Source organism: Amycolatopsis endophytica (assembly GCF_013410405.1).
In the GTDB taxonomy this organism is placed as follows: Bacteria; Actinomycetota; Actinomycetes; order Mycobacteriales; family Pseudonocardiaceae; genus Amycolatopsis_E; species Amycolatopsis_E endophytica.
Genome location: NZ_JACCFK010000002.1, coordinates 450,126 through 475,924, shown reverse-complemented (window position 1 = coordinate 475,924; position 25,799 = coordinate 450,126). Strand labels below are relative to the sequence as shown.

General features: G+C 69.6%; 26 protein-coding genes. 17 read left to right on the top strand and 9 right to left on the bottom strand.

What is annotated here, in order from left to right; translation table 11 throughout:
- The first annotated feature begins 614 nt into the window (after nt 1-614).
- On the top strand, nt 615-1,937 hold the full coding sequence (locus HNR02_RS27915; RefSeq protein WP_179776538.1) for an MFS transporter: 1,323 nt from the start codon (nt 615-617) through the stop codon (nt 1,935-1,937).
- On the top strand, nt 1,934-2,656 hold the full coding sequence (locus HNR02_RS27910) for an SDR family NAD(P)-dependent oxidoreductase (RefSeq protein WP_179776537.1): 723 nt from the start codon (nt 1,934-1,936) through the stop codon (nt 2,654-2,656). The genes HNR02_RS27915 and HNR02_RS27910 overlap by 4 nt, the downstream gene beginning before the upstream one ends.
- Before the next feature lie 59 nt (nt 2,657-2,715).
- Here the strand turns inward: HNR02_RS27910 and HNR02_RS27905 are convergent, their stop codons facing one another.
- Nucleotides 2,716-3,741: an NAD(P)-dependent alcohol dehydrogenase gene (locus HNR02_RS27905; protein ID WP_179776536.1), complete on the bottom strand. Its 1,026-nt coding sequence runs from the start codon at nt 3,739-3,741 to the stop codon at nt 2,716-2,718.
- Nucleotides 3,742-3,789: 48 nt separating this feature from the next.
- A complete protein-coding gene (locus HNR02_RS27900; RefSeq protein ID WP_218914297.1) occupies nt 3,790-4,539 on the bottom strand; it encodes an SDR family NAD(P)-dependent oxidoreductase in 750 nt (249 codons plus the stop codon).
- Nucleotides 4,540-4,614: 75 nt separating this feature from the next.
- Between HNR02_RS27900 and HNR02_RS27895 the strand changes: the two genes are divergently transcribed.
- The 14 genes from HNR02_RS27895 (at nt 4,615) to HNR02_RS27830 (ending at nt 17,812) form a co-directional block, all read left to right on the top strand.
- Entirely contained in the window at nt 4,615-5,292 is a 678-nt protein-coding gene (locus tag HNR02_RS27895; RefSeq protein WP_179776534.1) for a nitroreductase family protein, read from the top strand.
- A 42-nt stretch (nt 5,293-5,334) separates the two neighbouring features.
- A complete protein-coding gene (locus HNR02_RS27890; RefSeq protein WP_179776533.1) occupies nt 5,335-6,123 on the top strand; it encodes an enoyl-CoA hydratase/isomerase family protein in 789 nt (262 codons plus the stop codon).
- A complete protein-coding gene (locus HNR02_RS27885) occupies nt 6,108-6,881 on the top strand; it encodes an SDR family NAD(P)-dependent oxidoreductase (RefSeq protein WP_312861192.1) in 774 nt (257 codons plus the stop codon). The genes HNR02_RS27890 and HNR02_RS27885 overlap by 16 nt, the downstream gene beginning before the upstream one ends.
- Before the next feature lie 19 nt (nt 6,882-6,900).
- Complete coding sequence (locus HNR02_RS27880) at nt 6,901-8,217, top strand: FAD-dependent oxidoreductase (RefSeq protein WP_312861191.1); 1,317 nt, start codon at nt 6,901-6,903, stop codon at nt 8,215-8,217.
- Nucleotides 8,218-8,266: 49 nt separating this feature from the next.
- Nucleotides 8,267-8,905, top strand: coding sequence for a TetR/AcrR family transcriptional regulator (locus HNR02_RS27875; protein ID WP_179776532.1), 639 nt, complete (start codon nt 8,267-8,269; stop codon nt 8,903-8,905).
- A gap of 40 nt (nt 8,906-8,945) precedes the next feature.
- Complete coding sequence (locus tag HNR02_RS27870; RefSeq protein WP_179776531.1) at nt 8,946-9,314, top strand: nuclear transport factor 2 family protein; 369 nt, start codon at nt 8,946-8,948, stop codon at nt 9,312-9,314.
- Nucleotides 9,311-9,679, top strand: a complete 369-nt coding sequence (locus HNR02_RS27865; protein ID WP_179776530.1) for a hypothetical protein — start codon at nt 9,311-9,313, stop codon at nt 9,677-9,679. Before HNR02_RS27870 ends, HNR02_RS27865 begins: the two co-directional genes overlap by 4 nt.
- Before the next feature lie 20 nt (nt 9,680-9,699).
- Nucleotides 9,700-10,020 carry an EthD domain-containing protein gene (locus HNR02_RS27860; protein ID WP_179776529.1) on the top strand — a complete coding sequence of 107 codons (321 nt, stop codon included), beginning with the start codon at nt 9,700-9,702 and terminating at the stop codon, nt 10,018-10,020.
- A gap of 9 nt (nt 10,021-10,029) precedes the next feature.
- Complete coding sequence (locus HNR02_RS27855; protein ID WP_179776528.1) at nt 10,030-11,529, top strand: class I adenylate-forming enzyme family protein; 1,500 nt, start codon at nt 10,030-10,032, stop codon at nt 11,527-11,529.
- Nucleotides 11,530-11,601: 72 nt separating this feature from the next.
- Nucleotides 11,602-13,542 carry an oxidoreductase gene (locus tag HNR02_RS36605; RefSeq protein ID WP_218914296.1) on the top strand — a complete coding sequence of 647 codons (1,941 nt, stop codon included), beginning with the start codon at nt 11,602-11,604 and terminating at the stop codon, nt 13,540-13,542.
- 124 nt (nt 13,543-13,666) lie between these two features.
- On the top strand, nt 13,667-14,731 hold the full coding sequence (locus HNR02_RS27845) for an MBL fold metallo-hydrolase (protein ID WP_312861190.1): 1,065 nt from the start codon (nt 13,667-13,669) through the stop codon (nt 14,729-14,731).
- 31 nt (nt 14,732-14,762) lie between these two features.
- On the top strand, nt 14,763-15,746 hold the full coding sequence (locus HNR02_RS27840; RefSeq protein WP_179776527.1) for a zinc-binding dehydrogenase: 984 nt from the start codon (nt 14,763-14,765) through the stop codon (nt 15,744-15,746).
- 138 nt (nt 15,747-15,884) lie between these two features.
- Nucleotides 15,885-17,066: a thiolase family protein gene (locus tag HNR02_RS27835; RefSeq protein WP_179776526.1), complete on the top strand. Its 1,182-nt coding sequence runs from the start codon at nt 15,885-15,887 to the stop codon at nt 17,064-17,066.
- Nucleotides 17,063-17,812 (top strand): enoyl-CoA hydratase/isomerase family protein, encoded by a 750-nt coding sequence (locus tag HNR02_RS27830; RefSeq protein ID WP_179776525.1) that lies wholly within the window; start codon nt 17,063-17,065, stop codon nt 17,810-17,812. Before HNR02_RS27835 ends, HNR02_RS27830 begins: the two co-directional genes overlap by 4 nt.
- Here HNR02_RS27830 and HNR02_RS27825 read toward each other — a convergent pair.
- Nucleotides 17,799-17,963: a hypothetical protein gene (locus tag HNR02_RS27825; protein WP_179776524.1), complete on the bottom strand. Its 165-nt coding sequence runs from the start codon at nt 17,961-17,963 to the stop codon at nt 17,799-17,801. The two genes, HNR02_RS27830 and HNR02_RS27825, sit on opposite strands and share 14 nt — an antisense overlap.
- Nucleotides 17,964-18,076: 113 nt before the next feature.
- On the opposite strand from HNR02_RS27825, the gene HNR02_RS27820 reads away from it, so the two are divergent.
- Entirely contained in the window at nt 18,077-18,733 is a 657-nt protein-coding gene (locus tag HNR02_RS27820; protein ID WP_179776523.1) for a TetR/AcrR family transcriptional regulator, read from the top strand.
- A gap of 185 nt (nt 18,734-18,918) precedes the next feature.
- Here the strand turns inward: HNR02_RS27820 and HNR02_RS27815 are convergent, their stop codons facing one another.
- Genes HNR02_RS27815 through HNR02_RS27790 form a run of 6 tightly spaced genes read right to left on the bottom strand, consistent with a single transcriptional unit; the run spans nt 18,919 to nt 25,771 of the window.
- Nucleotides 18,919-20,391, bottom strand: a complete 1,473-nt coding sequence (locus HNR02_RS27815; RefSeq protein WP_179776522.1) for an alpha/beta hydrolase — start codon at nt 20,389-20,391, stop codon at nt 18,919-18,921.
- A gap of 40 nt (nt 20,392-20,431) precedes the next feature.
- Nucleotides 20,432-21,982 (bottom strand): AMP-binding protein, encoded by a 1,551-nt coding sequence (locus HNR02_RS27810; protein ID WP_179776521.1) that lies wholly within the window; start codon nt 21,980-21,982, stop codon nt 20,432-20,434.
- Nucleotides 21,983-22,005: 23 nt separating this feature from the next.
- Nucleotides 22,006-22,977 carry a TIGR03617 family F420-dependent LLM class oxidoreductase gene (locus HNR02_RS27805; protein WP_179776520.1) on the bottom strand — a complete coding sequence of 324 codons (972 nt, stop codon included), beginning with the start codon at nt 22,975-22,977 and terminating at the stop codon, nt 22,006-22,008.
- A gap of 9 nt (nt 22,978-22,986) precedes the next feature.
- Entirely contained in the window at nt 22,987-23,775 is a 789-nt protein-coding gene (locus HNR02_RS27800) for an SDR family NAD(P)-dependent oxidoreductase (RefSeq protein WP_179776519.1), read from the bottom strand.
- Nucleotides 23,772-24,572, bottom strand: coding sequence for an enoyl-CoA hydratase/isomerase family protein (locus tag HNR02_RS27795; protein ID WP_179776518.1), 801 nt, complete (start codon nt 24,570-24,572; stop codon nt 23,772-23,774). Before HNR02_RS27795 ends, HNR02_RS27800 begins: the two co-directional genes overlap by 4 nt.
- On the bottom strand, nt 24,569-25,771 hold the full coding sequence (locus HNR02_RS27790; protein WP_179776517.1) for a thiolase family protein: 1,203 nt from the start codon (nt 25,769-25,771) through the stop codon (nt 24,569-24,571). Before HNR02_RS27790 ends, HNR02_RS27795 begins: the two co-directional genes overlap by 4 nt.
- Nucleotides 25,772-25,799 lie beyond the last annotated feature (28 nt).

Below are 25,799 nucleotides of genomic sequence, written 5' to 3'. Positions count from 1 at the left end.
GTGTTGCGGGAACCGGTACCGGGATGGCGGACGTTTCCCGCGATGACGCTCTCGGGGATCCGTGGCGGGCGGATCCACGGATCGGCTACCCCGGCCGAGCCTGGATCCAGGAAGGACCTGCCGTGGCAACATTGGCCGGCAAGGTCGCGCTCATGACCGGCGCGGCTCGCGGGCGAGGCCGCGCGCACTCGGTCCGGCTTGCCGACGCGGGTACCGGGGTGATCGGTCCGGCCGACACCGGCGACGGGGGAGGATGCGGGGTTCCCTGTCGTCCGAGTCCCGTGCGGTCACCGAAGCCGAGGTGACCGAGTGCACCGACGTGGCCCGGAAATGGCTCGCATCAAGCTCCCGTCGCGCCGAAGTGCGGCAGTTGCTCGCGCACGACCCACCGTGACGTGGCGCGAGGTCGCACCGGATCCCGACAGCTCACCAGACGGGTGGTCACGGCGCACCTGCTCGCTGAAGTCACGAGCCTCGTGGTCGGTGCCGGTCTCGTGCACAACGACGAGAAGCGCTTGGCCGAAAATTTGAACTGAGATCACTTCAGTATCGGGTTCAGGTGACCCGGGAAGTACGGCTGACGGAGTCGTGCTGCCTGACGCGAAGGAGTGCCAATGACGACACAATCGCTGCCGGACCGTGACCGTGTGGCTCGCAGGGCCGGAATCGCCGCCGCGGTGGGCACGGCCATCGAGTACTACGACTTCGCCATCTACGGCTATCTCGCCACAGTGCTCGCGCCGCTGTTCTTTCCCGCGAAGGAGGGCCTGGTCGGGCTGCTCGGCACCCTCGGCGTGGTGGCGGCAGGCTTCCTCGCCCGGCCGATCGGCGGGCTGATCTTCGGCCGGATCGGTGACCGGCGCGGCCGCAAGGTGGTGCTGATGGCCACCGTCACCTGCATGGGTCTCGCGACCACACTGACGGGTCTGCTGCCGACCCACGGCTCGATCGGCGTGGCCGCGCCGATGCTGTTGACGGTGCTGCGGATCGTGCAGGGAATCTCGGCCGGTGGCGAGATCGGCGGTGCGACTTCGTTGTCGACGGAGTCGGCGCCTTCCCGCCGCCGCGGACTGTTCGGCTCCGCGACCTCGATCGGTATCTCCGTGGGGATGGCGCTGGCCGCTGCGTCGGTGGGCACGGTCAGCGCGTTCACCACCTCGGAGCAGATGCACAGCTGGGGGTGGCGGATTCCGTTCCTGATCGCGGCACCGCTGCTGGTCGTGGCGACGCTGTTCCGGATGCGGGTCGAGGACTCGCCGCTGTTCCTGCAGATGGTCAGGGAGAATGAGCCGATCAAGGCGCCGGTCACCCAGGTGTTCCGCACGCACAAGGCTTCGGTCTTCCGCGTGGTGGGCCTGGCCTACTCGACGATGACCACCGGCGGCATCGCCTCGGTCTACATTCTGGTGCACCTGTCCGCGGTGCTGAAGTACTCGCTGACCTGGTCGCTGTGGCTGGTCGTGCTGATCGTGCTGCTGCCGCTGGCGGTGATCCCGTGGACCGGATCGCTGTCCGACCGCTTCGGCCGTCGCCGGATGATCTCCATCTCGATGGTGGCGTTCGTGGTGCTGGCGGTGCCGTGCTTCCTGCTGATGCAGCAGGGTTCGCTGACGCTGGCGATCGTGGCCGCGCTGATCCTGAACATCCCGTTCGCCATGCAGCAGGGCGTGGTCTACTCGATGTACTCGGAGCTGTTCCCGACGCGAATCCGGTACACCGGCCTGTCGATCGGGTTCAACATCGGCGGCGTGATCGGCTCGGGCACCGTCTCGATGGTGGCGACCTGGCTGGTCTCGGCGACCGGGGTCACCATTTCCCCCGCGTTCTACGTGATTTTCGGTGCGGTCGTGGGACTCATCGTGGTGGCCACCATGCGCGAGACATCGGGTGAGGACTTGGATCGGACGGCGCGCCCCGTGGAGGTGGAAGTCGCGTGAGCAGGGTTGTCGTCACCGGCGCGGGAAGCGGCATCGGCCGAGCCGTCACCGAACAGCTCGTCGCCGCGGGGGAGCGGGTCGCTGCGCTGGACCTGCGCACGCCGGATTTCGGTTCCGGGGTGTTGTCGCTGCAGTGCGATGTGGCCGACGCCGGCTCCGTCGAGGCCGCGTTCGGCGCGGCCGCGTCGTCGCTGGGCGGCGTCGACGGGCTGGTGACCTGTGCGGGCGTGACCGACGGGACGCCATCCGACGAGATGCCGCTGGGGACGTGGCAGCGCCTGATCGGTGTGAACCTCACCGGCACTTTCCTGTGCATCCAGGCCGCATTGCCCGAGCTGCTGCGTTCGCGGTCGGGGTCGATCGTCACGATCGGTTCGGTAGGAGCGGTGGCGGCCGCGGGCCGTTCGGCCGCTTACGACGCGACGAAGGGCGGGGTGCTCGCGCTGACCCGCAGTCTCGCCGCGGAGTACGCGGACCGGGGCTTGCGCGTGAACTGTGTCTGCCCCGGTCATGTGGCGACGAACCTGGCCGACAACAGCGCGGGTGACGGGCTGAACTCGGTGCCGCGCACGGCCATCGCCGGCCGGGTCAGGGCACCGCTGTCGCGCGCGGCCGCCCCAGGGGAGATCGCCTCCGTCGTCGGGTTCCTGCTGTCCGGCCGGGCATCCTTCATGACCGGTGCGAGCGTTCCGGTCGATGGTGGCTACACCGCGGTGTGAGCCGGAAGTGACCCGCGTGACCCAGCTCGAGACGCTGGCGCCACGCGGGCATCCCCGGGTCAGGGGAGCAGCACGGCACGGCCGAGTACTTCGCCGTGGTGCACTCGCTCCATCACGTCGGCTGCCTCGTCCAGTGGCGAGGCGGTCGTCTCCGTGTGCAGGACACCACGACCGGCCAGCGCGACGACCTCTTCCAGCTCGGTCCGCGAGCCCCAGAAGGGAACCGAGACCCGCAGGCCCTGCGGCAGGTTGCCGGTCTTGGTGATCTGGTAGGAGCCGCCGCCGGTGCCGACGAGGACGAGCGTGCCCGCGGTGCGCAGCAGATCGGGGCTGAACGCCGTGGTCGCGGCTACGCCGGCGAAATCGAGCACGGCATCCGCGCCCCAGCCACTGGACAGCTGTCGCACCGCGGCGGATGCTTCCGTCCCGTCGCGGGCCACCGCGGCGGCGCCGAGCTTTTCGGCGAGGGCGAGTGGTTCCGGCCGGGTGTCGACGGCCACGACCCGTGCGTCGTAGAGCGCCCGCGCCATCTGCAGCGCGAGGTGACCCAGACCGCCGATGCCGATCACGACGATCAACGCGCCTTGTTCCAGTCCCTGCACGGAAGTCAGAGCGTGGTACGACGTCAGCCCGGCGTCGGTGAGCGTCGCGGCCAGGCGCGGATCGAGACCGGGGGCTCCTACCGCGGCCCGTGCGTCGATCACGACGTACTCGGCCATCCCGCCGTCCACGCCGAGACCGATGCCCGCCGCGGGAAGCGTCCGGCGGCGATCGCAGTAGTTCGTCCTGCCCGCGTGGCATCGCGCACACCGGCCGCAACCCACCGGGGCGTGCACCACGACCTGGCTGCCCGGCTCCAGTCCGCTGACGCCGTCGCCGGTTTCGTCGACGACACCGCAGATCTCGTGCCCCAGGGTGAACGGCATCGCCCACTGGTCGCCCGCACCGTCGTGGATCACGTGCAGATCCGAATGGCACACCCCCGCCGCGGCGACCGCGAGGCGTACCTGGCCCGGGCCCGGCTCGGGGACCGGAATGTCGTCAACCTCGGCTTTGCCTGGGCTGCTCAGACGAAATGCGCGCATCGGCCACCTTTCCAGTCGTTGTGTCCCCGCGGACCGGATCTTCCGGCCTCATCGGGCGCTCCAGCCGCCGTCCACGTACAGCTCGGAACCGGTGGTGTAGCCCGAATCCTCGCTGGCGAGGAAGGCTACGGCCGCGGCGACCTCCTCCGGTCGTCCGAGCCTGCCCATCGGCGTGTTCGCGAGCATTGCCCGGTGGCGTTCGGTGCCGCGGAACCGGCTGTAGAGCTGTTCGGTGCCGATGAAGGCCGGGACCACCGCGTTGACGCGCACGCCCCGGGTGGCCCAGTGCAGGGCCGCGTTCATCGTCATCGAGCGCACGGCACCCTTCGCGGCGGCGTAGGAAAAGCTGTTGGCCAGCCCGCCGGTGGCACCCAGGATCGACGCGAGATTCACGATCGCGCCGCCGCCGGCACGCTCGATGGCCGGGCCGCCGTGCTTCATCCCGAGCCAGGTGCCGGCCTGGTCGATCGCGATGACGTCATCCCAGCGCCGCTGTGTCTCATCCTCGACGGTGGCGCTGCTGCCGATGCCCGCGTTGTTGACCAGGACGTGCAGATCACCCCACTCCCGCACGACGCCCTCGACCGTGCGCTGCCACGCGTCTTCGTCGCGGACGTCCAACTCGTACACCACCGTGGGACCGTCGAGCTGCCCGGCGAGGGCGGCGCAGGCCCCGGCGTCGACGTCGGTCAGCGCCACGGATGCGCCCTCCTCGATCAGACGCGTGGCGACGGCGGTGCCGAGACCGCCGGTTGCGCCGGTCAGAAGGACCTTCTTCCCTGCCAGCCGACCTCGCATGCTCATCCTCCCGGTACGCGGACGCTTGACATTCAAACCAAACTGAGCTTAGTTCAATTTGTGGACGCTGACGAGATGCTGACAACGACGCGTGCGGTTCGGAGGCGATTGGACCCCACCCGTGAGGTCCCGGAGAGCCTCATCCGGGAGTGCGTTCGCCTGGCTCTGCAGGCGCCGGCCGGCTCCAACGTGCCGCGGACGAGGTTCGTGGTCGTACGCGACCCCGAACTTCGCGCCGCGGTGGCGGGGATCTATTCCGAGGTCTATCTCGGCTCCTACCGTGAATCGGCCGGTTACCTCGGCCGGGTGGAGGCGAAGGACCCGGACACCCAGCAGAAGACCGCACGCTCGGCGGACGCGCTGGAGCGTGCGCTGCACGAGGTCGGCACGATCGTGATCGCCTGCCTGGACGGCCTGCGGCTGGACGGCACCCCGGCGCTCGCGAGCGCGTCGATGCTCGGTGGCGTGCTTCCGGCGACGTGGAGCTTCATGCTCGCGGCCCGCGCCCGCGGTCTGGGCACGGCTTGGACGACGATGCACCTGGCCCGCGAACGTGAGGTCGCGGAGATCCTGGGCATCCCGTTCGACACGGTGCAGCAGGTATGCCTGACACCGCTGGCCTACACCGTGGGCGAGAAGTTCAGTCCGGCCAAACGGCCCGCGCCCGACGAGGTCATCCACTGGGACCGCTGGGACACCGGCAAACTCGCCGCGCCACCGGTGACCGGAATCGCGCTTCCGTCATCATCCTGAGCAAAAGCCTTGCCCCGTAAGAAGAAACAAATCGGAGGAATCATGGCAGTCGAGGACGACCTGCAGTTCGAGCGCGATGGCCACATCGCGCGGATCTGGCTGAACCGCCCGCACAAGAAGAACTGCATCACGGTGCCGATGCTGCACCGGCTCGATCAGCTCATCACCGAGATCGAGGCGGACCCGGAGCTGCGCGTCGTGGTGATCCGCGGTCGTGAGAACACCTTCTCGTCGGGCTTCGACCTGGACAGCCTGAAGGAAGACTTCATCGGCACCAGTACCGCGATGGACGTCGCCGTGGTTTCGGCCAAGGTCTGCGACCGGCTCTACAACATGTCCAAGCCCTCCGTCGCGGTGCTCGAGGGCTACGTGACCGCCGGTGGCTTCGAGGTCTCGATCTCCTGTGACTTCGCGATCGCGGACGAGAACGCCAAGATCGGCGACTTCCACATCCGTCGCGCGCTCTTCGGCGGCGCCGGCCCGATCTACCGCCTCCCGCGCATGCTGGGCATCCGCAAGACCAAGGAACTGATGCTCACCGGGAAGCTGTTGTCGGGGAAGGAAGCCGACGAATTCGACCTGATCAACGCGAGCGCCCCGGCGGACGAGCTCGACGCGACGGTGGACGAGTTCATCGCCCAGCTGCTCAACAAGAGCCCGTTCCAGATGAAGCTCACCAAGATGGCGATCGACCGTGGTCTGGACGCCGACATCGCCTCGCTCATGGTGCTCGAGCACCTCGCGGTGGGTGTCACGCTGAACTCCGACGACGCGGCCGAGGGTGTGTCGGCGTTCCTCGAGAAGCGTGAGCCGAAGTGGACGGGACGCTGAGCGTCCGCACGCCCGCGGAGCTGTTCGGCCTGACCGGCCGGACAGCTCTGGTCACCGGTGCCTCGTCCGGACTCGGCGTGCGCTTTGCCGAAGTGCTCGCCGCGGCCGGGGCCACCGTGTGGATCACCGCACGGCGCGCGGAACGGCTGGAACGGCTGGCGGAGCGGAATCCGGCCTTCCGGCCGTTCCGCGCCGACGTCTCCGACGCGGACGACCGGGCCGCGCTGATCGAGGCGATTCGTGCGGCGGGCGCCACATTGGACGTCCTGGTCAACAACGCGGGCGCGGACAACGGTGCGAAGCCGGATGCGGAAACCCCGGAGCAGTTCGCCGGGGTCCTCGGCACCAACCTGGTCGGACCGTTCCACCTCGCCCAGCTCGCGACGGAGCTGGGGGGAGAGCTGTCCGTGATCAACGTCAGCTCCATCCTGGGCCTGGTCTCGGCCGCTCCGCTGGGCAGTGCCGGCTACGCCGCGAGCAAAGCCGGGCTGCTGGGACTGACCCGCGAGCTGGCCGGGCACTGGGGCCGGCGCGGGGTGCGCGTCAACGCGCTCGCCCCGGGCTGGTTCCGGACCGAGATGAACGAGGAACTGTTCGCCGACGAACGCTCGGCGAAGTGGGTGAACCGGAACACGATGCTGGGCCGGCCAGGGCAGGCGTCCGAACTGGACACCGCCCTGCTGTTCCTCGCCTCGCCGGCGTCGAGTTACCTGACCGGTCAGGTGCTCACCGTCGACGGCGGCTGGACTGCCCGGTGACCATCAACGGAGGCAACGCGTGACGGACAACGTCGACCTGCTCGTAGTCGGCGGCGGTATGGCCGGGCTGACCGCGGCGACCCGCGCGGTTCAGCGTGGGCTGCGGGTCCTGCTGGTGGAGCGGGCACCGAACCTGGGCGGCTCGGCGCTCTACGCCGGCTACCTGTGGACGGCGCCGACGATCGAGGCGATGGACGAGGCCAACCCGGACGGCGATCCGGCGCTCAAGGCGGCCGTCGTGAACGGTTTTCCCGGCGCGGTGGACTTCCTGCGCGGGCTCGGCGTTCCGGTCGGCCCCGCGGTGCCGATCCTGCGTTTCGGCCGAGGCCACCAGTTCGACACCGCGCTGTATGTCGAGACCTGCCGCAAGATCGTCGCCGGCGCGGGTGAGATCCTCACCTCGACGACCACCGGGAGACTCCGCGTCGACGACGCCGGGACCGTGGTCGGCGCGGAACTGACGCTGCCCGGCGGCCAGACCCGCGCCGTGACAGCGCGTGCGACGATGCTCGCCACCGGGGGGTTCCAGGCCGACGCCGAGCTAAGGGCCGAATACGTGCACGCCGCGGCAGGCGAAATCCCGTTGCGTTCCAACCCGTACAGTCGTGGCGACGGCCTGCGGCTCGCCCAGGGCGCCGGGGGTGTGGCGGCCAACCGGCACGGCGGCTTCTACGGCCATCTCGTGCCCTCGCAGATCACCCTCGAGCCCGAGTTGTTCGTGGACCTGGCGCTGTATTACAGCGAGCACGCGCTGATGTTCAACCTCGACGGCGAGCGCTTCGTCGACGAGACGGTCGGTGACCATCACAACGCCAATGCGCTGCTCGCGCAGCGGGAAGCACGCGCGCTGTTGATCACCGACGCGCGCGGGTACCGCGAGTTCGTCAACGCCGCTTACGTGGAGGGCGCGCCCTTCACCGACAAGTTCGCGCTGGCCAGGCGCCGCGGCGGTCGATGCGTGATCGCCGACGACGCGGAGGACTTCGCCGCGATGCCGCCGGAGTGGGGTTACCACGGAGTCAAGATCGCCGAAGAGGTGGCACGGCTCGCCGCGGGAGAGGCGCCGAGCCCCGCCCGTGAGTTCGATCCGCGGCCGCTGGCCGAACTTCCGTATTACGTCGTGGAAACCGTCCCGGCCATCACTTTCCCGTTCGCGGGCGTGCGCGTCGACGAGAAGGCGCACGTGTTGTCGAAGGCCGGGGACGTCGTGCCCGGGCTCTACGCCGCCGGTTCCGACATCGGCGGGCTGTACGTCGGTGCCTACGCCGGCGGCCTGGCCCCGGCGGTGGTGCTCGCACTTGCCGGGACCGACGATGTCGTTTCGACGCTGAGCTGAAGTCAGTTCGGCTATGGTTGTGCTCACAGCGTGACCGAGGAGGAACGACATGAGCATCGAAGCACTGACCGAAGCCGCGGACGGCCCGCGTTCGAAGCGGCCCGCCATTCTCGCCGCGGCGATGGAAGGGTTCGGGGAGGTCGGATACGAGGCCATCAAATGGTCGGAAGTGGCCGATCGGGTCGGCATCGGCCAGACCGCCCTGTATCACTACTTCGAGTCGAAGGCGCACTGCCTGCTGACCATCATGCGGCTGGCGTTGCGCAATTCCGAAGCGGCCTTCGCGCGGGCCGTGGCAGATGCCGAGGGAACGGTACCGGCGTTGCGGGCAGCCGTGCGGGCCGCGTATTCCCTGACGCCGGGCGAAGTGCTGCAGAACCGGATTCTGCAGGCGAACATGTCCGTCATCGCCAACCCGCGCAGCTCGGCGCGCGAGGAACACGAGCGTCAGCGATGCCGGGAACTGGTGGCGCAGATCGAGCGGAACTGGTCACAGCTGCTCGAGGAAGGAATGCGCGGCGGTGATTTCGTCCGGCAGGATCCGGCGCTGGTGGCACGCATCCTGCTGGGGCTCATCGTCGGAGTGTGGCGGTGGTACCGGCCGGGCGGCCGGCTCACGCTGGAGGCCATCGCCGATTCCGTCGAAACGTCGTGCGTGCTGATCGCGACCGGGGGAGATCCCCGGTGAACCGCCGCTGATGAGCGGTCACAATGGAAAGGAAGTGCCGATGGTCATTACCGATTACTACGCGCGGATCGACGGCCCGGAGCCGCTGACCGGGCTGAACCTCGTGGAGCCCGGTGTCGAGTTCCTCATCGCCGTGCGCGGTGATGACACCACCGGTAACGGCCAGGACGCGCTTCGTGACTACCTCGAAGGGCGGCCGCCGGTCGGCCGCAAGCACAACGTGATCAGCGCCTGCTCGGACGGCGACCTGGAAATGGTCTACGGTTACGTCACCGAGGGCAACGGTAAGGGCACCGGTTCCTTCTCCGCGGTGGCGCTGCTGTCGCCGGACCAGAAGATCGCGCGGTACCAGGCGTTCTTCCACACGACGTTCCACATGTTCGCGCTCCCCGAGGGAAACAACGCATGAGCGCGCCCGTACTGACCAGGTGGTTCGCCACGATCGATTCCGATCGGCCCGAGGACATCCTCGGCATGATCGCCCCGGACTTCACTTTTTCGATCGTGTTCGGCACCGGCAGCGCCGCGGCCACCGACTTCAACGGCGGCCGTCCGGCCATGGAGGGTTACCTCGCGCAGCGTGAAAAGGGCGTGCTGACGCATCACGTGCTGACCGCGTCCACCGTCGGCTCCGACGAGCTGGTCCTGGGTCAGGCTCGCCGCGGCGGCGCGTTCGAGTCCTCGTTCGTCGCGTGCGCGCGGCTGGACGGTGACGGGAAGGTGTCCCGGCTCATCATCGGACGGTCGCCGGAACTCGACGTCGAAGCCCGCTGAATCCCCGAGAGGAGACATCGATGTTCAACCTCGCACTGCTCGCCGCACGCCCGCCGGAGTGGACGCATGAGCAGTTCATCGACTGGTGGCGTGGTGAGCACGCCGAGGTCACCTATCCGCTGCCGGGCCTGCGGGCCTGGCGCCACACGGCGGTGTCGAGCGCGCTCGAACCCCGCTCCGAGGGCTGGGACGGGCTGTCCGTGCTGAGCTTCGACAGCGAGGAAGCCCTCCGTGCCGCGCTCGCCAGCAAGGAATGGGCGGACGCGATCGCCCACGTCGGCACGATGCGCGGCAAGCGGATCGCGTTGCTCGGCGACGAGCGCGAGATGTTCCGGGCCTGAGGGGGAGCGATGCGGGAACTCGTCGCCGACCTGCGCAAGCGCGTCTCGGATACCCCGGACGCGGAGATCGTGGTCGACAAGGACGGCGTGCACACCCTGGCCGGCATTCTCTCGGCCGGCGAAGCTCTTGCCGCGCAACTGGAAAGCGTCGCCGGCTCCGGCTCGACGCTCCTGCTGCAGGCCGACAACACGTGGCGGACGGTGGTCGGCGTGGTCGCGGCCGGCTGCACGGGCGGCACGCTGGCGTTGATCAGCCGGCACAGCACGCGCCAGGAGTTCGCGGCCGCGTGCGAGGACATCGCGCCGGACGCGGTCGTCGCGGCACCCGAGTTGTTCGACGCGTGGGGCGCGGACGGCTTCCGGCCGCCGAGCGATACCGACGTGCTCGACGGGTGGCGGCTCGCGGGCGAGAGGGGGCTGCCTTCCGGCCGCTGGCGAGACGGTGCCGTGATCGGCCTGACCTCGGGATCGACCGGGCGGGCGAAGGGCGTCGTCCAGTCGGAACGGGCGTTGCGGTACGCCTGCCGGTCGACGATCGAGGCAGTCGGGCTCCGGCCCGGTGACGCCATCGGCGCCATGGTGCCGTTGTCGTCCGCGGCGGCGATCTGCTTCGGCGCCTACCTCCCGCTGCTGCTTGGGGGCCGGATGGTGGTGCTGGACAAGTGGGATCCCGCCGAAGCGGTGCGGATGCTGGCCGAGCACGAGGCACGCTGGACGATGTGCGTGCCGACGATGGCGCTGCAAATGGGCGCCGCCGCTACGGGCGAGGGACTGCTCGCGTCGATGGTGGCGATGACCGTCGGCGGCGGGCCGATGGACGCCGGTGCGCTGAGCCGCGCCGAACGCCGCCTCGGCACGAGTTTCCTGCGCGTGTTCGGCATGTCGGAATGCCTGGGTCACACGACATCCTCGCCGGACGACCCGGAGGAAATCCGCCTCGGCACCGACGGGACCCCGTTTCCCGGCACCGTCTTGCGCGCCGTCGACGAGACCGGGAACGTGCTGCCGCCCGGTGAAACCGGCAGGGCGCAGGTGAACGGGCCGTCCCTGTTCACCGGCTACGCGCGCGGTGGTGCCGTCACCGCACCGGAGCTGACCGGGGACGGCTTCCTGCCGACCGGTGATCTCATCGAGGTCCGCCCCGATGGGCGGGTTTCGGTCAGGGGCAGGGAAAAGGACATCATCATCCGCGGCGGCCGCAACATCGACATCGCGGAGGTGGAGGGCGCGGTCGCCCGCCACCAGCAGGTCGATCAGGTGTGCGTGGTCGCCGTGCCGGACGAGGTGCTCGGTGAACGCGTGGCCGCGCTGGTCGTCAGTTCGTCCGGAAACCTCGATCTTCCCGCGATTCAGGATCACCTCGGCCGTGAGGGCCTCATGAAGGGCAAGTGGCCGGAGTACGTGTTCCAGGTCGAGGCCCTTCCCCAGAACCGGGTCGGCAAGCTGTCCCGCCGGGACGCCACGGACCTCGCCGTGCGGCTGCGTGAGGCCACAGCCGGCTCCGGTTGAGCGACGGGACGCACCGACCGCGCCGGGCTCCGCTGGGGATGTTCCCGGTTCGCCGACGGAAGGGATGCATGGGTGGAGACTTTCGAGCACGCGTTCTCGCCGTTCCGGCTGGGCCCGTTGACGTTGCGCAACAGGCTGGTGGCGTTACCGGCCGGTACGAGCATGGCCGAGCAGGGCGTGCCGACCCACGGCGACACCGAGCACTTCGGGCGGCTCGCCGCCGGTGGCGTGGGGATGATCATCGGCGGGGCCACCGTCGTGCACCGCAGCTCGACCTTGCGCTCGCGCAAGCTCGTCGAAGCCTATGTCGACGAGTTCGTGCCGGCGGCGGCCGCGAAGGCCCGGGTGGTGCACCGGCACGGCGCGAAGTTCATCGGGCAGCTGTGCCACCTCGGCCGTGAATTCATCGGTGGCGAGTCGGATTCCCCGCCGGTGGCGCCCTCGCCGATCAAGACGGCGCGGGACGCGTACCCGCCGCACGAGCTGACCGTGCGCGAGATCGAGGACATCGTCGAGGGCTGGCGGATCTCCACGGAGAACCTGGTGCAAGCGGGCGCGGACGGTGCCGAAATCCATGCCGCGCACGGTTACCTGCCCGCGCAGTTCCTCTCGCCGCTGACCAACCGGCGCACCGACTCGTTCGGTGGCAGTTTCGGCAACCGGATGCGTTTCACCCGGATGGTGCTCGCGGCGATGCGTTCGGTGGTGCCCGAGGGGTTCGTGATCGGCGTGCGGCTCAGTGGTGAGGAGGAGATCCCCGGGGGCATGGGGATCGACGACTGCGTGCGGATCGCCGAGGATCTGGCCTGCCTCGGCGCCGACTACTTCTCGATCACACACGGTACCCGGGGCAACTACGTCAAGGACGCCGGCAACCCGGACGCGGTCGCGGTGCCGTCGGCGGCGCGGGTGCGCGCGGCGACCGGACTGCCGACTCTGGTGGGCCAGCGGATTCGCGACGCCGCGACGGCCGAGCACATCGTGAAATCGGGTCACGCGGACCTGGTCGGCATGGCCCGCGCGCTGATCGCCGACCCCGACCTGCCGGAGAAGTCGCGGACCGGGCGCCTTGCCGAGGTGCGCGGCTGCCTGGGCATCAACCAGGATTGCCGGGCCTTCGATCCGCACCTGCACTGCGCGGTCAACGCGGAGGTCGGGCGTGGCCGCCATCCGAACCTGGGAGTGCCTGCGCCGCGCTCCAAGGAGGTGTACGTCATCGGCGGCGGACCGGCCGGGCTGGAGGCGGCGCGGGTGGCGGCCGGGCGTGGCCACCGGGTGACGGTCTTCGAGCGGTCGACCCGGCTGGGCGGGACCGTGCGGGTGGCGGCCGAGTCCCCGCACCGGGCCACGATCATCGACATCGTCGACTACCTCGGGAACGAGATGAAGCGGCTCAGGGTGGAGGTGAACCTGGCGGCGGGGATCGAGGCGGACGACTTCGCCGAAATCCTCTCGCTGGCCGACCACGTGGTGCTGGCGACCGGTTCGAAGTCGGCGGGCATCCGGCCCGGCCTCGCCGCACGTGCCTCCGCGACGATCGACGACGTGCTGCTGGGCAAGGTGCCGGAGGTACCGGGGCGGCGCGCGCTGGTCTACGACGAGGGCGACGGGTTCTGGCCGGCCTACAGCGCCGCGGAATCCTTGCTGCGCGACGGTTGGCAGGTCACCTTCGCGACACCGCTCACCGGACTGGCGACGCGTGTCCCGGCGGAAAGCGCGGGCCCGCTGTTGCGGCGGCTCGGCGCGGGCGGAGTCGAACTCCTGGTGGGGCACGAAGCAGTCGTGCCCGGCGACGCGTCGGAGCCGGTGCTGCTGCGCCCGGCGTTCGGCGGCGGCACCCAGCGGCGCCTGGAGGACGTGCTCACGGTGTGGCACAGCCCGCGGGTCCCGGTGGACGCCCTGGTGCGGGAGGTGCCCGAGGGTGCGCCGGTGACCGTGATCGGGGACTGCCGCACGCCTCGGCGGATCAGTCACGCGATCGCCGAGGGGTACCAGGCGGGCGCGCGGATCTGACGCCGGTCACCCGGTGGTGACCCGAGCTGAAGGAGAACCTCATGGACGAAATCGTCGTTCTCGCCGCGATGCGCGGCGGGCGCATCGCACTGGCGCCTGACGGGGCGACGCTGGCCGGGCACCGGTGACCGGCCCGGGCGGCGCCGCCGCAAGCACCGGCGAGTGGACCGCGCCCGGAGCCCACCCGGTGGCCGACGGGGTCCACCGGATCGTGCTGCCGATGCCGCAGGACGGGCTCAAAGCGGTCAACGTCTATGTCCTCGCCGGCGTGGACGGGCTCACACTCATCGACGCGGGCTGGCGGGTGCCGGGCAATTTGGAACTGCTCGACGACGGTCTGAACCGGATCGGCCACGCTGTCGGCGACATCCGTGACGTGTTCGTCACGCATGTGCATCGCGACCACTACACGCTCGCACCCGAGCTGCGCCGCAAGGTCGGCGCCCGGATTCACCTCGGCGCCGGCGAGCGCACGGGCGTCCGGCTGATCCGGGAACTGGGCAACAACCAACCGGTCTCGTCGCTGCGTGAGCTGGCCCGGGCAGGCGCGGAGGACCTTGCGGCGCGCGTGGCCGGCCTGACGGCGGAGGAATCCTGGACCGCGCGGGACTGGGAGGACCCCGACGTCTGGCTCGATGCCGGCCCGGTGACCGTGGCCGGCCGACCGATGGAGGCCGTGGCCGTCCCCGGCCACACGAAGGGGCACCTGGTCTTCCACGACCGGGCCGCGGGCCTGCTGTTCGCCGGTGACCACGTCCTGCCCACGATCACTCCGTCGATCGGTTTCGAGCTGGGGGACTGGGAGTTGCCGCTCGGGCAGTACCTCGCCTCCCTGGAGGTGCTGGATCGCCGGCCCGACGCCACCCTGCTGCCGGCCCACGGTATGCCGGGCGGCAGCGTGCATGCTCGCGTGCGCGAGCTGTTGGCCCACCACGAGCGGCGCTTCGCCGCCACCCGCGCGGCGGTTGCCGGAGATCCGGTCGCCGCGGGCGCCGGCGACGCCGTGGACGGGATCACCGTGGCGTCGCGGCTGACCTGGACACGGCGGGAGCGGCCGTTCGACGTTCTCGATCCCTTCAACCAGATGATCGCGGTCTGCGAGACGATGGCGCACCTCGACGTGCTCGTCGCCCGCGAGGCCCTGCAGGTGACCGCTCGCGGCGGCGTCGACCTCTTTTCGGCCGCGTGAACGATCCGTGCGACGGTTTGCGGAGGAGCTGATGTCCACACCGTCCCCGGCGATGATGGAAGCGTGGCAGTGGACCGGAACCGGCCGGCCGCTGAGCAGGTGCGTGGTTCCGGTTCCCCGGCCGGGGCGGGGCGAGGTCCTCGTCGCGGTTCGTGCGGCCGGCATGTGTCACTCCGACGTCGGTGAACTGGACGAGCCGTCGTGGGCCGAGAACATCCACAAGAATCCGATCACCCTGGGGCACGAGATCGCCGGCGAGGTGGCCGAGACCGGCGCCCTGGTGACCGCATTCGCGCCGGGAGACCGAGTCGCTGTTTTCCCGATGGGCGCCACGGTGCCCGGATACGGGCGGGACGGGGGTTACGCCGCGTACGTCGTGGCCCCTGCCCTGGACCTGCTCCGGCTGCCGTCCGGGCTGTCCTACGCCCTCGCGGCCCTTGCCACCGACGCGGGTATGACGTCGCACCACGCGGTGGTGAAGGTGGCCGGCGTCGGTCCAGGCAGCCGGGTCGGCATCATCGGACTCGGTGGACTCGGCCAGATCGGGGCACGCCTCGCAGTGCTGCACGGCGCCGAGGTGCACGCAGCGGATGTGCGCCCGGAGGCTGTCGAGCTGGGGCGTGGTCTGGACGTGGCGGACGTCGTCCACTCGGCGGCCGCCCTGGAGGGGCGTGACCTCGACACGGTGATCGACTTCGCCGGCTTCGGGGCGACCACCGACTCGGCTGTCCGCGCGATCCGCACGGGTGGCACCGTCGTCATGCTGGGGCTCGGGGCCGAACGCACCAGCCTGGTCACCGCCGACGTGATCCACCGAAAGGCGCGGATCGTGGGGTCTTCCGGCGGGACCCGGGAGGACATCCGGGCGGTGCTCGAACACCTCGCCTCCGGCGCGGTGACCCCGGCGGTGGAACACCTGGGATTCGAGCAAGTGCCGGAGGGCATCGAGCGGCTTCGGGAAGGTCGTGTCACCGGACGGCTGGTCGTCATGATGCCCGAGGTGCCCGAAAACTAACGGTGAGCGGCGGTGACCGTAGGGCCCGTCCGGTCGGTGAAGTGTGGTGATCTGCCCGCCTGTGATGCATATATCACCCACGAAATAGTCGGACGACCTACTCTTTGCCCGAGATCGTCGGGCGTGAATGAGGTGCGGATGAGCCAGGACAGGATCGTGCTGCTGGAGGGGGCGCGGACGCCGGTGGGCAGCTTCGGCGGCGCGTTCAAGGATGTGCCGGGGTTCGAGCTGGGCGCGACCGCGGCGAGGGCCGCGATCGAGCGGGCCGGGGTGGAGCCGGCGGATCTCGGCGAGGTCGTGATGGGCTGCATCGGGCAGGCAGGCCCGGACGCCTACAACGCGCGCCGGGTGGCGCTGGCCGCCGGGTTGCCCGTGACGACGCCCGCCTACACGGTGAACCGGCTGTGCGGGTCGGGTCTGCAGGCGATCTGGTCCGCGGCGATGCAGATGCGCTGGGGCGGCGTGGACTTCGCGCTCGCCGGTGGAGACGAGTCGATGAGCCGGATGCCGTTCTACGACTTCGGCGCCCGCTCCGGATACCGGCTGGGGGACCGCACGCTGGTGGACGGCACGGTGATGATGCTGACCGACCCGTTCCACGACATCCACATGGGAGTAACCGCGGAGAACGTCGCGCGCAAGTTCGGCGTGTCCCGACGGGAGCAGGACGAGTTCGCGCTGGAGTCGCAGCGGCGGGCCGCCTCGGTCGCGGCCAAGGAGGCGTTCGCCGGGGAGATCGTGCCGGTCGAGGTCGGCGGGCGGCGGCCGGTGACCGTGACCGAGGACGAGCACCCGAAGCCCGGGACCACGCTGGAGGCGCTGGGAAAGCTGCGTCCGGCGTTCGAGAAGGACGGCACGGTCACCGCGGGCAACGCCTCGGGCATCAACGACGGTGCGGCGGCCGTGGTGCTGGCGCGCGAGTCCGTCGTGGCCGAGCGTGGGCTGACCGGCTTGGTGACCCTGGAGGCGGTGGCGACCGCGGCGATGGAACCGGAGCTGATGGGCTACGCGCCGGTTCCAGCGCTGCGGCGGCTGTTCGAGCAGACCGGAATCACGCCGGCCGACATCGACGTGGTCGAACTGAACGAGGCGTTCGCGTCCCAGGCCGTGGCAGTGATCCGCGACGCCGGGCTCGACCCGGACAAGACCAACCCCTATGGTGGCGCCATCGCGCTGGGGCACCCGGTCGGCGCGACCGGGGCCATCCTCACGGTGCGGGCGGCCAAGCACCTCGTGCGGCACGACCAGGAGCTCGCTGTGGTGACGATGTGCATCGGCGGCGGACAGGCGTTGGCGGCGCTGTTGCGGAGGGTCGCGTGAGCGTGCGCTGGGAGGTCACCGGGGGAGTCGGCCGGATCACGCTGGACCGGCCCGAGGTGTCGAACGCGATCGACCTGCCCACGGTCCGGGAGCTGGCCGCTGCCGTCACCGCCGCCGAGGCCGATGATGTCCGTGTCGTGGTGCTGACCGGCGCGGGCGCCCGCTTCTGCGCCGGCGGGGACGTGCGTTCGTTCCTGGCCGCGCCGGAACCGTCGGAGTACTTGCACGGACTGGCATCGGAGGCGGAAGCCGCGCTGCGGCGCCTCTCCGCGCTGCCGAAACCGGTGGTGGCCGGGGTGCAGGGCGCGGTCGCCGGGGCGGGACTGGCGTTCGTGCTCAACGCCGACGTCGTGGTCGCCGCGCGGTCGACCAAGTTCCGGATGGCCTATTCCGGTATCGGGCTCACCCCGGACTGCGGGGTGTCCTACCTACTTCCCCGTGCGGTCGGTACCCAGCGCGCGCTCGAACTGGCCCTGACCGGGCGCACGCTGACCGCCGAGCAGGCGCGGGACTGGAGCCTGGTGACCGAGGTGGCCGACGACGAGGCGCTGGCGGACCGGGTGAGCGAGCTGGCGGAGACACTGGCCGGTGGTCCGGCCGCCGCGCTCGGACAGACCAAACGCCTGATCCGCTCGTCCTTCGATGTCTCCCGCGAACGCAGCGCGGCCGATGAGGCCGCCACCATCGCCGCGGCCGTCACCACCGGCGAGGCCCAGCGGCTGATCCAGCGGTTCACGGCGCGATGATCAGCTGATTCCGCTGGACGTCCGGCCGGGCCTTGCCGTACCCGTGGGTCCGAGCGAGACGCGGCAGCGTTCCGGGTCGGACACCGGTGTACTGGTCACCGACCTGCGTGGCGCCACCGGCACGGTCCGGGGCACCGGCGCGCTCGCGCATCGTGCGGTCAGGTGAACGCGCCCGATGAGCACGACTGTTCGCGTGGGAGAACGATCCCCGGTAGGCTGAATCCGACGTCAACTGCGGATTCTGCTGGGGCCGAGGGAGTTGCCATGACTGGGGCCATCGACGAGGTCACGCCGAAGCAGCTGCCGGTGACCGCTCGGGGGCGGCGCAGCCGGCAGGCGCTGCTGGACGCCGCAAAGGTCGTCTTCGCGCGGGATGGCTTCGCCGAAGCGCGCATCACCGACATCGCCGACACCGCCAAGGTCGCGCACGGTTCGTTCTACACCTACTTCTCCTCCAAGGAGGAGGTTTTCGTGGCGTTGCTGCGTGAGCTGGAGGACGAGCTGCGCAGTCCCGGCGCCGCCGGCACCGCTGACGAGCACGGCAAGCAGCACGAGCCGTACGAGTCGATCCTGCGCGCGAACACGGTCTACCTCGACGCCTACCACCGCAACCGCGAGATCATGATCGTGTGGGAGCAGGTCGCCACCCTCAACGCGGAGGTCGAGGATCTGCGCCGCGCGGCGAGCGATCGCTTCGCGGCCAGGATCGAGGCGGCGGTGCGGCACTGGCAGGGGACGGGGGTCGCGGACCCGGCTCTGGACGCGGCCTGCGCGGCGGTCGCCCTCACCGGCATGGTCAGCAACTTCGTGTACCGCCTGTCCGCCCGTCGAGGGAAGTTCGACCTGGAGTCCTCGGCGCGGCAGCTGTCCCTGTTGTGGGCGAACGCGCTGGGCGTGCGGGTGCCGGAACACCGCGTCTGACAGGACGGATCGGGGCCAGGCTCCCGTGCCTGGCCCCGATCACGTGTCAAGCTCTCGATCGCCGAGGAGCGGTCGGTCAGCTCGTCCTCGACGCCCGCTGGGCGCCCCGTGGGTCTCGCGCCGGTGTGTGGAACGTCGTCCGCCGGACATCACGGTGCGGAGCCCGTGGCGGGGCGGCGCGTTCGTCAGGTGATGGTGAGTGTCGTCGTGCCGGGTGCCGCTGCCCTGGTGGTCCCGAATTCGCCCGTGCCGGCATCGAGTGCGAAGTGCAGCCGGCCCCCCGGGTCGGCGGTGGCCTCCCGGGTGGTCGTGACCGCCTGGTGCGTGGCATGGATCGTGTAGGTCTGGCCGGGCGTGAACGCGGCGGGCGTGGCGATGTCGACGTTGCCCGCACCGGTGATCGTCAGCGCACGGCCGTCTGTGCGGGCGCCGGTGAGATCGAGGAAACCGTCAGTGCCGCGAGCCACCCGGACTTGGTAGTCCCAGATCGAAAATCGCGGGATCGCGGTCCGGTAGGAGAACGTCTGGGGTGTGGCAGTGGGCGTCGCGAACTTCGCGTTGGCGCCGGGAACTACCTCGCTGGCAAAGATCCTGGCGTTGTTCGCTCCGTGCGTACCCGGGGTCTGGACGGTCCGGAACGGGATTCCCTTTGCTGTGAGGTCATCGACGGCGATGGTGCGATTGAGGCTGAGCTCCTGTTCCAGCAGGGTTCCCGATGGCGAGCGTACCGGCGAGAAATCGCCTTGGCATTCCGGGGCGTTCAGTAATTCCAGCGGATTCAGGCAGGCATCGCCGCTACTGAGGAGGAACGCGATATCGGTTCCTTTGATGTTGGTGGCGATGTCACGCGGATTGAACTGGGCCCACCAGACCGGATCCGTGAGACTCGTGGTGTAACCCTGATCCCGGAAGTAGCCGACAGGCTCGATGATCGTGGTCTGCAGTTCCGGTTCCTTGATGTCGTAGCCGCCGCTGACGTAGCCGATGTAGGAGTACGCGTCGGGGTGGATCATGCCCTGCAGCGCGGCGGCCCAGCCGCCCATGGAGAAGCCCATGACACCGCGGCCACCGCGGTCGCCCCGCACGTTGAAGATGCTCTCCACCAGAGGGTACAGCTCCTGGTGCAGGAACGAGTCCGCGGGCAGGTCGCGCGCCGTCAGCGGCTGGATGTTCGGAAGCAGGTCGGAGCGGCCGTCGACCCACATGCAGGTCTGGCAGACCGACCCGGCGGGGTCGGTATCCGGTGCGACGGCGACGAAACTCATCCGGCTCAGCTGTGACGGGATGTCGTACAGGTTGTTCTGCAGGTACCCGCCACCGCATCCGATCATCCGCACCAACGTCTCCTGCGAGGTGACCGCATTGAGCGCGCAGTTGTCCAAAGGAGACAAGACGGTGCCATGGAGGACGTACATCACCGGCAGCTTCGTGCCGGTGTCACGATAACTGTCCGGAAGATAGACCGTGTTGGTGATGCGTCGCTGCAGGAGCGGACTGTCGAAGGTCAAGTGCAGCACCTGGTCGTTGCCGTCGACAGGAGAGACCCGCACGTTCCACCCGGAAAACGGCGCGGGCGCCGCGGACGCCGGCACCGAACCGAACACCATCGCGATGGCGGCTGCGAGCACAGCGAGCCGCCGGAGGGTCTTTTGCCACATGAAAGTTTTCCCTTACTCGTCATTGAGTGTCGTGACGGTGTCAGCTCGCCTGGTAACGCGCCTGCAACACCTTCTTGTCGATCTTCCCGGCGGCGGTCAGCGGGAGTTCGTCCACGATGTGCACCGCCTTGGGGACCTGGTGGGGGCCCTTCCTCTCCCGGACCGTCGCCAGCAGCCCTTCCGGGTCCACCGGCTGCCCGCGGCGCGGGACCACGAAGGCCGTCACCGCCTCGCCCCACTTGTCGTCGGGCAGGCCGATCACCGCGCTGGAGGAGACGCCGGGAACAGTGGCGATGACGTCCTCGATCTCCCGCGGGTAGACGTTGAACCCGCCGGATATGATCATGTCCTTCTTCCGGTCCACAATGGAGTAGTAGCCTTCTTCGTCGCGCACCGCGAGATCGCCGGTGTGCAACCAGCCGTCCTGCAGTGCGATTTCGGTCTGCTCGGGCTGGTTGTGGTAACCGGTCATGACCGCGGGCGAGCGCAGGCACAGCTCGCCGATCTCGCCGCGCGGCACCGGTTCCCCGTCCTCGCCGAGGATCGCGAGCCGTGTTTCCGTGGCGGGACGTCCGCAGGTCGCCAGCAGTTCCGGCCGGTGCGCCGGGTCGTGCTCGTCCTTGCGCAGGCTGGTGCACATGCCGAGACATTCGGTCTGGCCGTATCCCTGCTGCATCACCGGTCCGAACGCGTGCCAGGCTTCGGCGATGCGTTCCGGGGTCATCGGTGCCGAGCCGTAGAGCACGGTTTCCAGCGACGAGGTGTCGTGCCGGTCGATCCCGCCGTGGTCCAGCAGCGAGTAGACCATGGTAGGCACCGTGAACGCGTAGTTGATCCGTTCCTCGGCAACGGTTGCGAGCCAGGCTTCAGGGTCGAACGACTGGTGAAGTACCACCGTACCGCCACGACACAACGTCGGCAGGATCGGCAACGATCCCGCATGCGTGATCGGTGCCGAGAGCAGGAACCGCGGGCGTTCCGGCAGTCCCCACGAAGCGGTCAGAATCCGGGACATCGCCACCAGAGCGCGGTGCGGAACGAGGACTCCCTTGGGGCGTCCCGTGGTTCCCCCGGTGTACTGCAGCCAGGCGGTGTCCTCTTCCCTCGCGGGCCCGCGGGGGAGTGGTCGCGGGGAGAGTTCGGCGCCGAGTGCGAGCAGATCCGGCGCGAGCTCCGTGGGACCGAAGGTGAGCAGGTGCTTGATGCCGGGACAGCGCTGCGCGATCGCGGCCGCCGTGTCCGCGAACTTCGGGTGGACGAGGAGGACCTCGATGCCGGCGTCGAGGCAGGCGATGCTGTGGTCGTCGACGGAACCGAGTGGGTGCAGGCCGGTGTAGGTGCCGCCAAGCAGGTAGGTGGCCGCCTGGGCGAGCCAGACCTCGGGAATGTTCGGGCTGAGCGCGCCGACCGCACTGCCGTGCCCGATACCCCGTGCGGCCAGCACCTGTCCGATCCGGCTGATCAGGGAGGCGGACTCGGCATAGCTGACTCGCCGCTCGCCGAGGACGAACGCGTCGCGCTCGGGGAACCGGTCCAGCGCCTCGATGATCAGATCGGGGAAGGTCAATTCGGGGGAAGAGGGGTGAACCACGGTGTTCTCCTCGAGTTCGCTGGTCAGGCGGTGGCAAGTGGGGGCGTGCTCTGGAACATGACTCGGTCTGCCACCCCGGCGTACTTCTCCCGTGCGACTTTGATCGCGCCTTGCCAGGTGGGCGCGACAACGCAGAAGGCGTCGAGGATCTCGTCGGGAACCAGCTGTGCCATCGTGTCGTGCTCGCCCTGGCGGACCTTCTGCCGCAGGCTTTCGCCGAGTGCGCCCCAGCCGTGCAGGTCGAGGACAGGCCGGTAGGCGGGAGTCGACGCGTAGAAAGCGAACTGGCGGCGGACCGCTTCGCGTTCGGCATCCCCGGTGTCTTCGTCCACAATGCACAGTGTGGTGACGGAAAGGGCGAAATCGGCGCGGTCCCGGCCCGTTTTCGCGAGCCCGCGCGCGATCGCGGGTTCGGCGACCTCCCGAAGGTAGGTGTGCGTGTGGATCGGGTGGATGAACGCGCCGTCGGCGACGTCACCGGCGGCCTCGAACATCGCCGGCCCGAGCGCGGCCAGATACACCTGCGGTTTCGGGAACTCCAGCGGACCGGGGTTCATCCCGGGAGGCAGGTAGTCGAGCGTGTAGTACTCGCCGTGGAAGTCGAGCGGGTGCTCACCGGCGAACGCGCCCCAGATGTGCCGAACCGTACGGACGTACTCGCGCAGACGCGGCATGGGAGGGGTGAAGGCGCTGGAAAATCGCCGTTCGATGTGCTTGCGAACCTGCGACCCGAGTCCGAGCACGAACCGGCCCCTGCTGGCGCGCTGCAGGTCCCAGGCCGACACCGCGGTCAGCATCGGACTGCGCGGAAACGCCAGCGCGATCGAGGTGCCGAGTACACCACGGTGCAGATGCTGTGAAGCGATCGCGAGCGCCTGGAAAGGATCGCCGACCGATTCGGCCACGAACAGCCCGTCGAAGCCGGCATCGGCCTGGCGTGCCCGCGCCGCCATCTCGTCGAGACGGGCACGGTAGAGGTAGAGATCGACCTTCATGACACCCTCTCAGACCGCGAAGGAGTAGCCACCGTTGACCGGGTACGTCTGCCCGGTGATCCAGGACGCCTCTTCCGAGGCCAGGAACAGGATGAGGTTCGCCGCGTCCGCTGGCTCACCGAGTCGCCGCACCACGTAGCTGCGGAGCATCGCCTTGACCTGAGCGGAATCCTCGATGGCCGACGCGACTCCGGGAGTCCGGATCGGACCGAGCGAGACGCAGTTGGCCGTGATGCCGTGACGCCCGACGGACTTCGCCAGCCCGCGGGTGAAACCTGCCGCGCCCGCCTTCGCCCCGCTGTAGACGACGAGATGCGGCTCGCCGACACGCCCGGCGTCGGAGATGACCGTCACGATGCGGCCGTACCCGCGCTCCACCATGCCGGGCACGGTGGCCCGGGCGCAGTTCAGCACGCCGTAGAGGTTGGTGCCGAGCCACGGCTCCCATTCCTTCGGCCCGGTCTCCCAGAACGGCGGCGCGGGGCGCATCGGATCCTGCGCCGGGCCCGCGTTTCCGGCATTGTTGACCAGGACGTCGACTGGCCCGAGCTGCTGCTCGACGGTCCCGACCAGACGCATGACGTCGTCGAAGTCCGTCACGTCGCCACCCAGTCCGACGGCGCGCCCGCCGGCCGCCTGGACCTCGCCGGCGACCGACTCGGCCCGATCCGGGTAGTAGTCGTTGACAGCGACGGCAGCGCCTTGTGCGGCGCACTGCAGGGCGACCTGGCGGCCGACGCCCTGCCCGGCACCGGTCACCAGGACGGTCCGGCCATCGAGTCGAAGTAGGTCGGTCACGGGTGGTCACTCCTCGGTGTTTGCGGCGTGTGGCCGGTGAAGACGGGGGTGCGTTTTTCACTGAACGCGCGGATACCTTCGGCGAAGTCGGATGAGCGGGCATGCGCGATCAGGCGGTCGCGTTCGCGGCGAAGGGCTTCGGCCGCATCGATCTCGAGTCCTTCGGCAACGAGCTGCTTCATCGCGGCCAGCCCCAGCGGGCTCTTTCCGGCCATCGACTCGGCCAGCGCGTCGGTCTCTTCGACGAGTCGCTCGTTTTCGGTGAAAATCGTGACGAGGTCGGTGTTCGCGAATTCCTCCGCGGGCAGCGCGGCACCGGTGAACATCAGGTGCTTCGCCCGCGCGGGCCCGATACGGCGTGGCAACCGCACAGAGCCGCCCGCGCCCGGGAGGAGCCCGTAGTTCGCGTGCGCGTCGGCGAACCGCGCCGAACGCGAGGCCACCACCAGATCGGCGCACAGCAGCAGCTCCAGTCCTCCACCGGCCGCGATACCGTGCACAGCCGCGATGACCGGCTTGGGGAAGCTCTCGATCCGGTCGAAGACCATGCCGACTCGATGCAGGAAGTCTCGCACCGCATCGGGTTCGGGAAACGCCAGAAGATCCGCGCCGGCGCAGAATGCCCTGCCCTCACCGGCGACTACGACCACACGGATGTCCTTGTCGGACGCCGCGATGTCGAGCCCGCGACTGAGCGCGTCGAGAAGGCCGTCGGTCAGGCTGTTGAGCGCGTGCGGGCGGTTCAGTCGAAGCCAGAGCGTGGCGCCCCGCCGTTCGGTCAGCACCTCGTCGGTCATGCGCCTGACCTCTCCAGGATCGTCACCGTGCACGCGGCCGGGTCGGGATGCAGGTAGCCGCCGGCATTCTCGGCCAGGCCGATCCGGGCACCGGGCACCTGACGCCCACCTGCCCGGCCGCGCAGCTGCGTGACCAGTTCGACGAGCTGGGCACAGCCGGTGGCGCCGACCGGATGCCCACGCGAGACAAGGCCACCGTCAGGATTCACCGGCACCCGGCCGCCCAGCGCTGTCGCGCCCGAAGCGAGCAGCTTCGGGCCCTCGCCAACTCCGCACAGCCCGAGTTCTTCGTACATGATCAGTTCGTTGGGCGAGGCCGCGTCGTGCACCTCCACGACGTCGAGATCCTCCGGACCGACACCGGCCTGCGCGTAGGCGGCCTGCGCTGTGCGGCGTTCCAGCGGAATCGCGGGCGAATCGGCCCCAGGCACACCCGACCCGAGCACGCAGGCACGGACGCGAACCGGAGCGCGCTCGGAGTTGTCGAGATCGGCAGCGCGCAACACCAGCGCGGCAGCGCCGTCAGCGATCGGCGAGCACATCAGTGTCGTCAGCGGGGGCGCTACCGGCCTGCTGCCCAGCACCTCCTCCCGGCTGAGCGCGCGCCGGTACTGGGCGTTGGGGTTCAGCGCGCCATGGGCGGAGTTCTTCACCGCCACGTCCGCCAGGTCGTCCGCGGTCGCCCCGGATCGGGCCTGGTAGGCGCGGGTCATCTGCGAGTAGACCGCCATGAAGAACGACTCGACCTTGTCCGCGCCACCGGTCAGTTCGCGCGTGACCTCCGGGATGCGTTCGATGTCCGCGCCGCTGGTCATCGCGTCCAGCACGGTCCGCGTCGGCAGCCCGGTCATCTTCTCGGCGCCGCACACGAGCACCGTGTCGTACATCCCGGACCGGATCGCGGCCAGCGCGACATGGACCGCGCTCGACGACGACGTGCATGCGTTTTCCACGTTGAGCACGGGGATCGCGGCGAGCCCGGCCTCCGTCGCGGCAACCTGGCCTCGGATCATCTCCTGCCCGGTGAGCACGCCTGCCATCGCGTTCCCGAACACCAACAGGCCGATGTCGGCGGGTGTGAGGCCGGCGTCATCGATCGCCGAGGTCATGGCATCGGCTGCCAGCGACCGCAGCGACATGTCCCGCCGCTTGCCGAAGGGGGTGATCCCCGCTCCCACGATGTCGACTTCCCGCGGCATCCTGGCTCCTCTCGACTCATAACTTAAC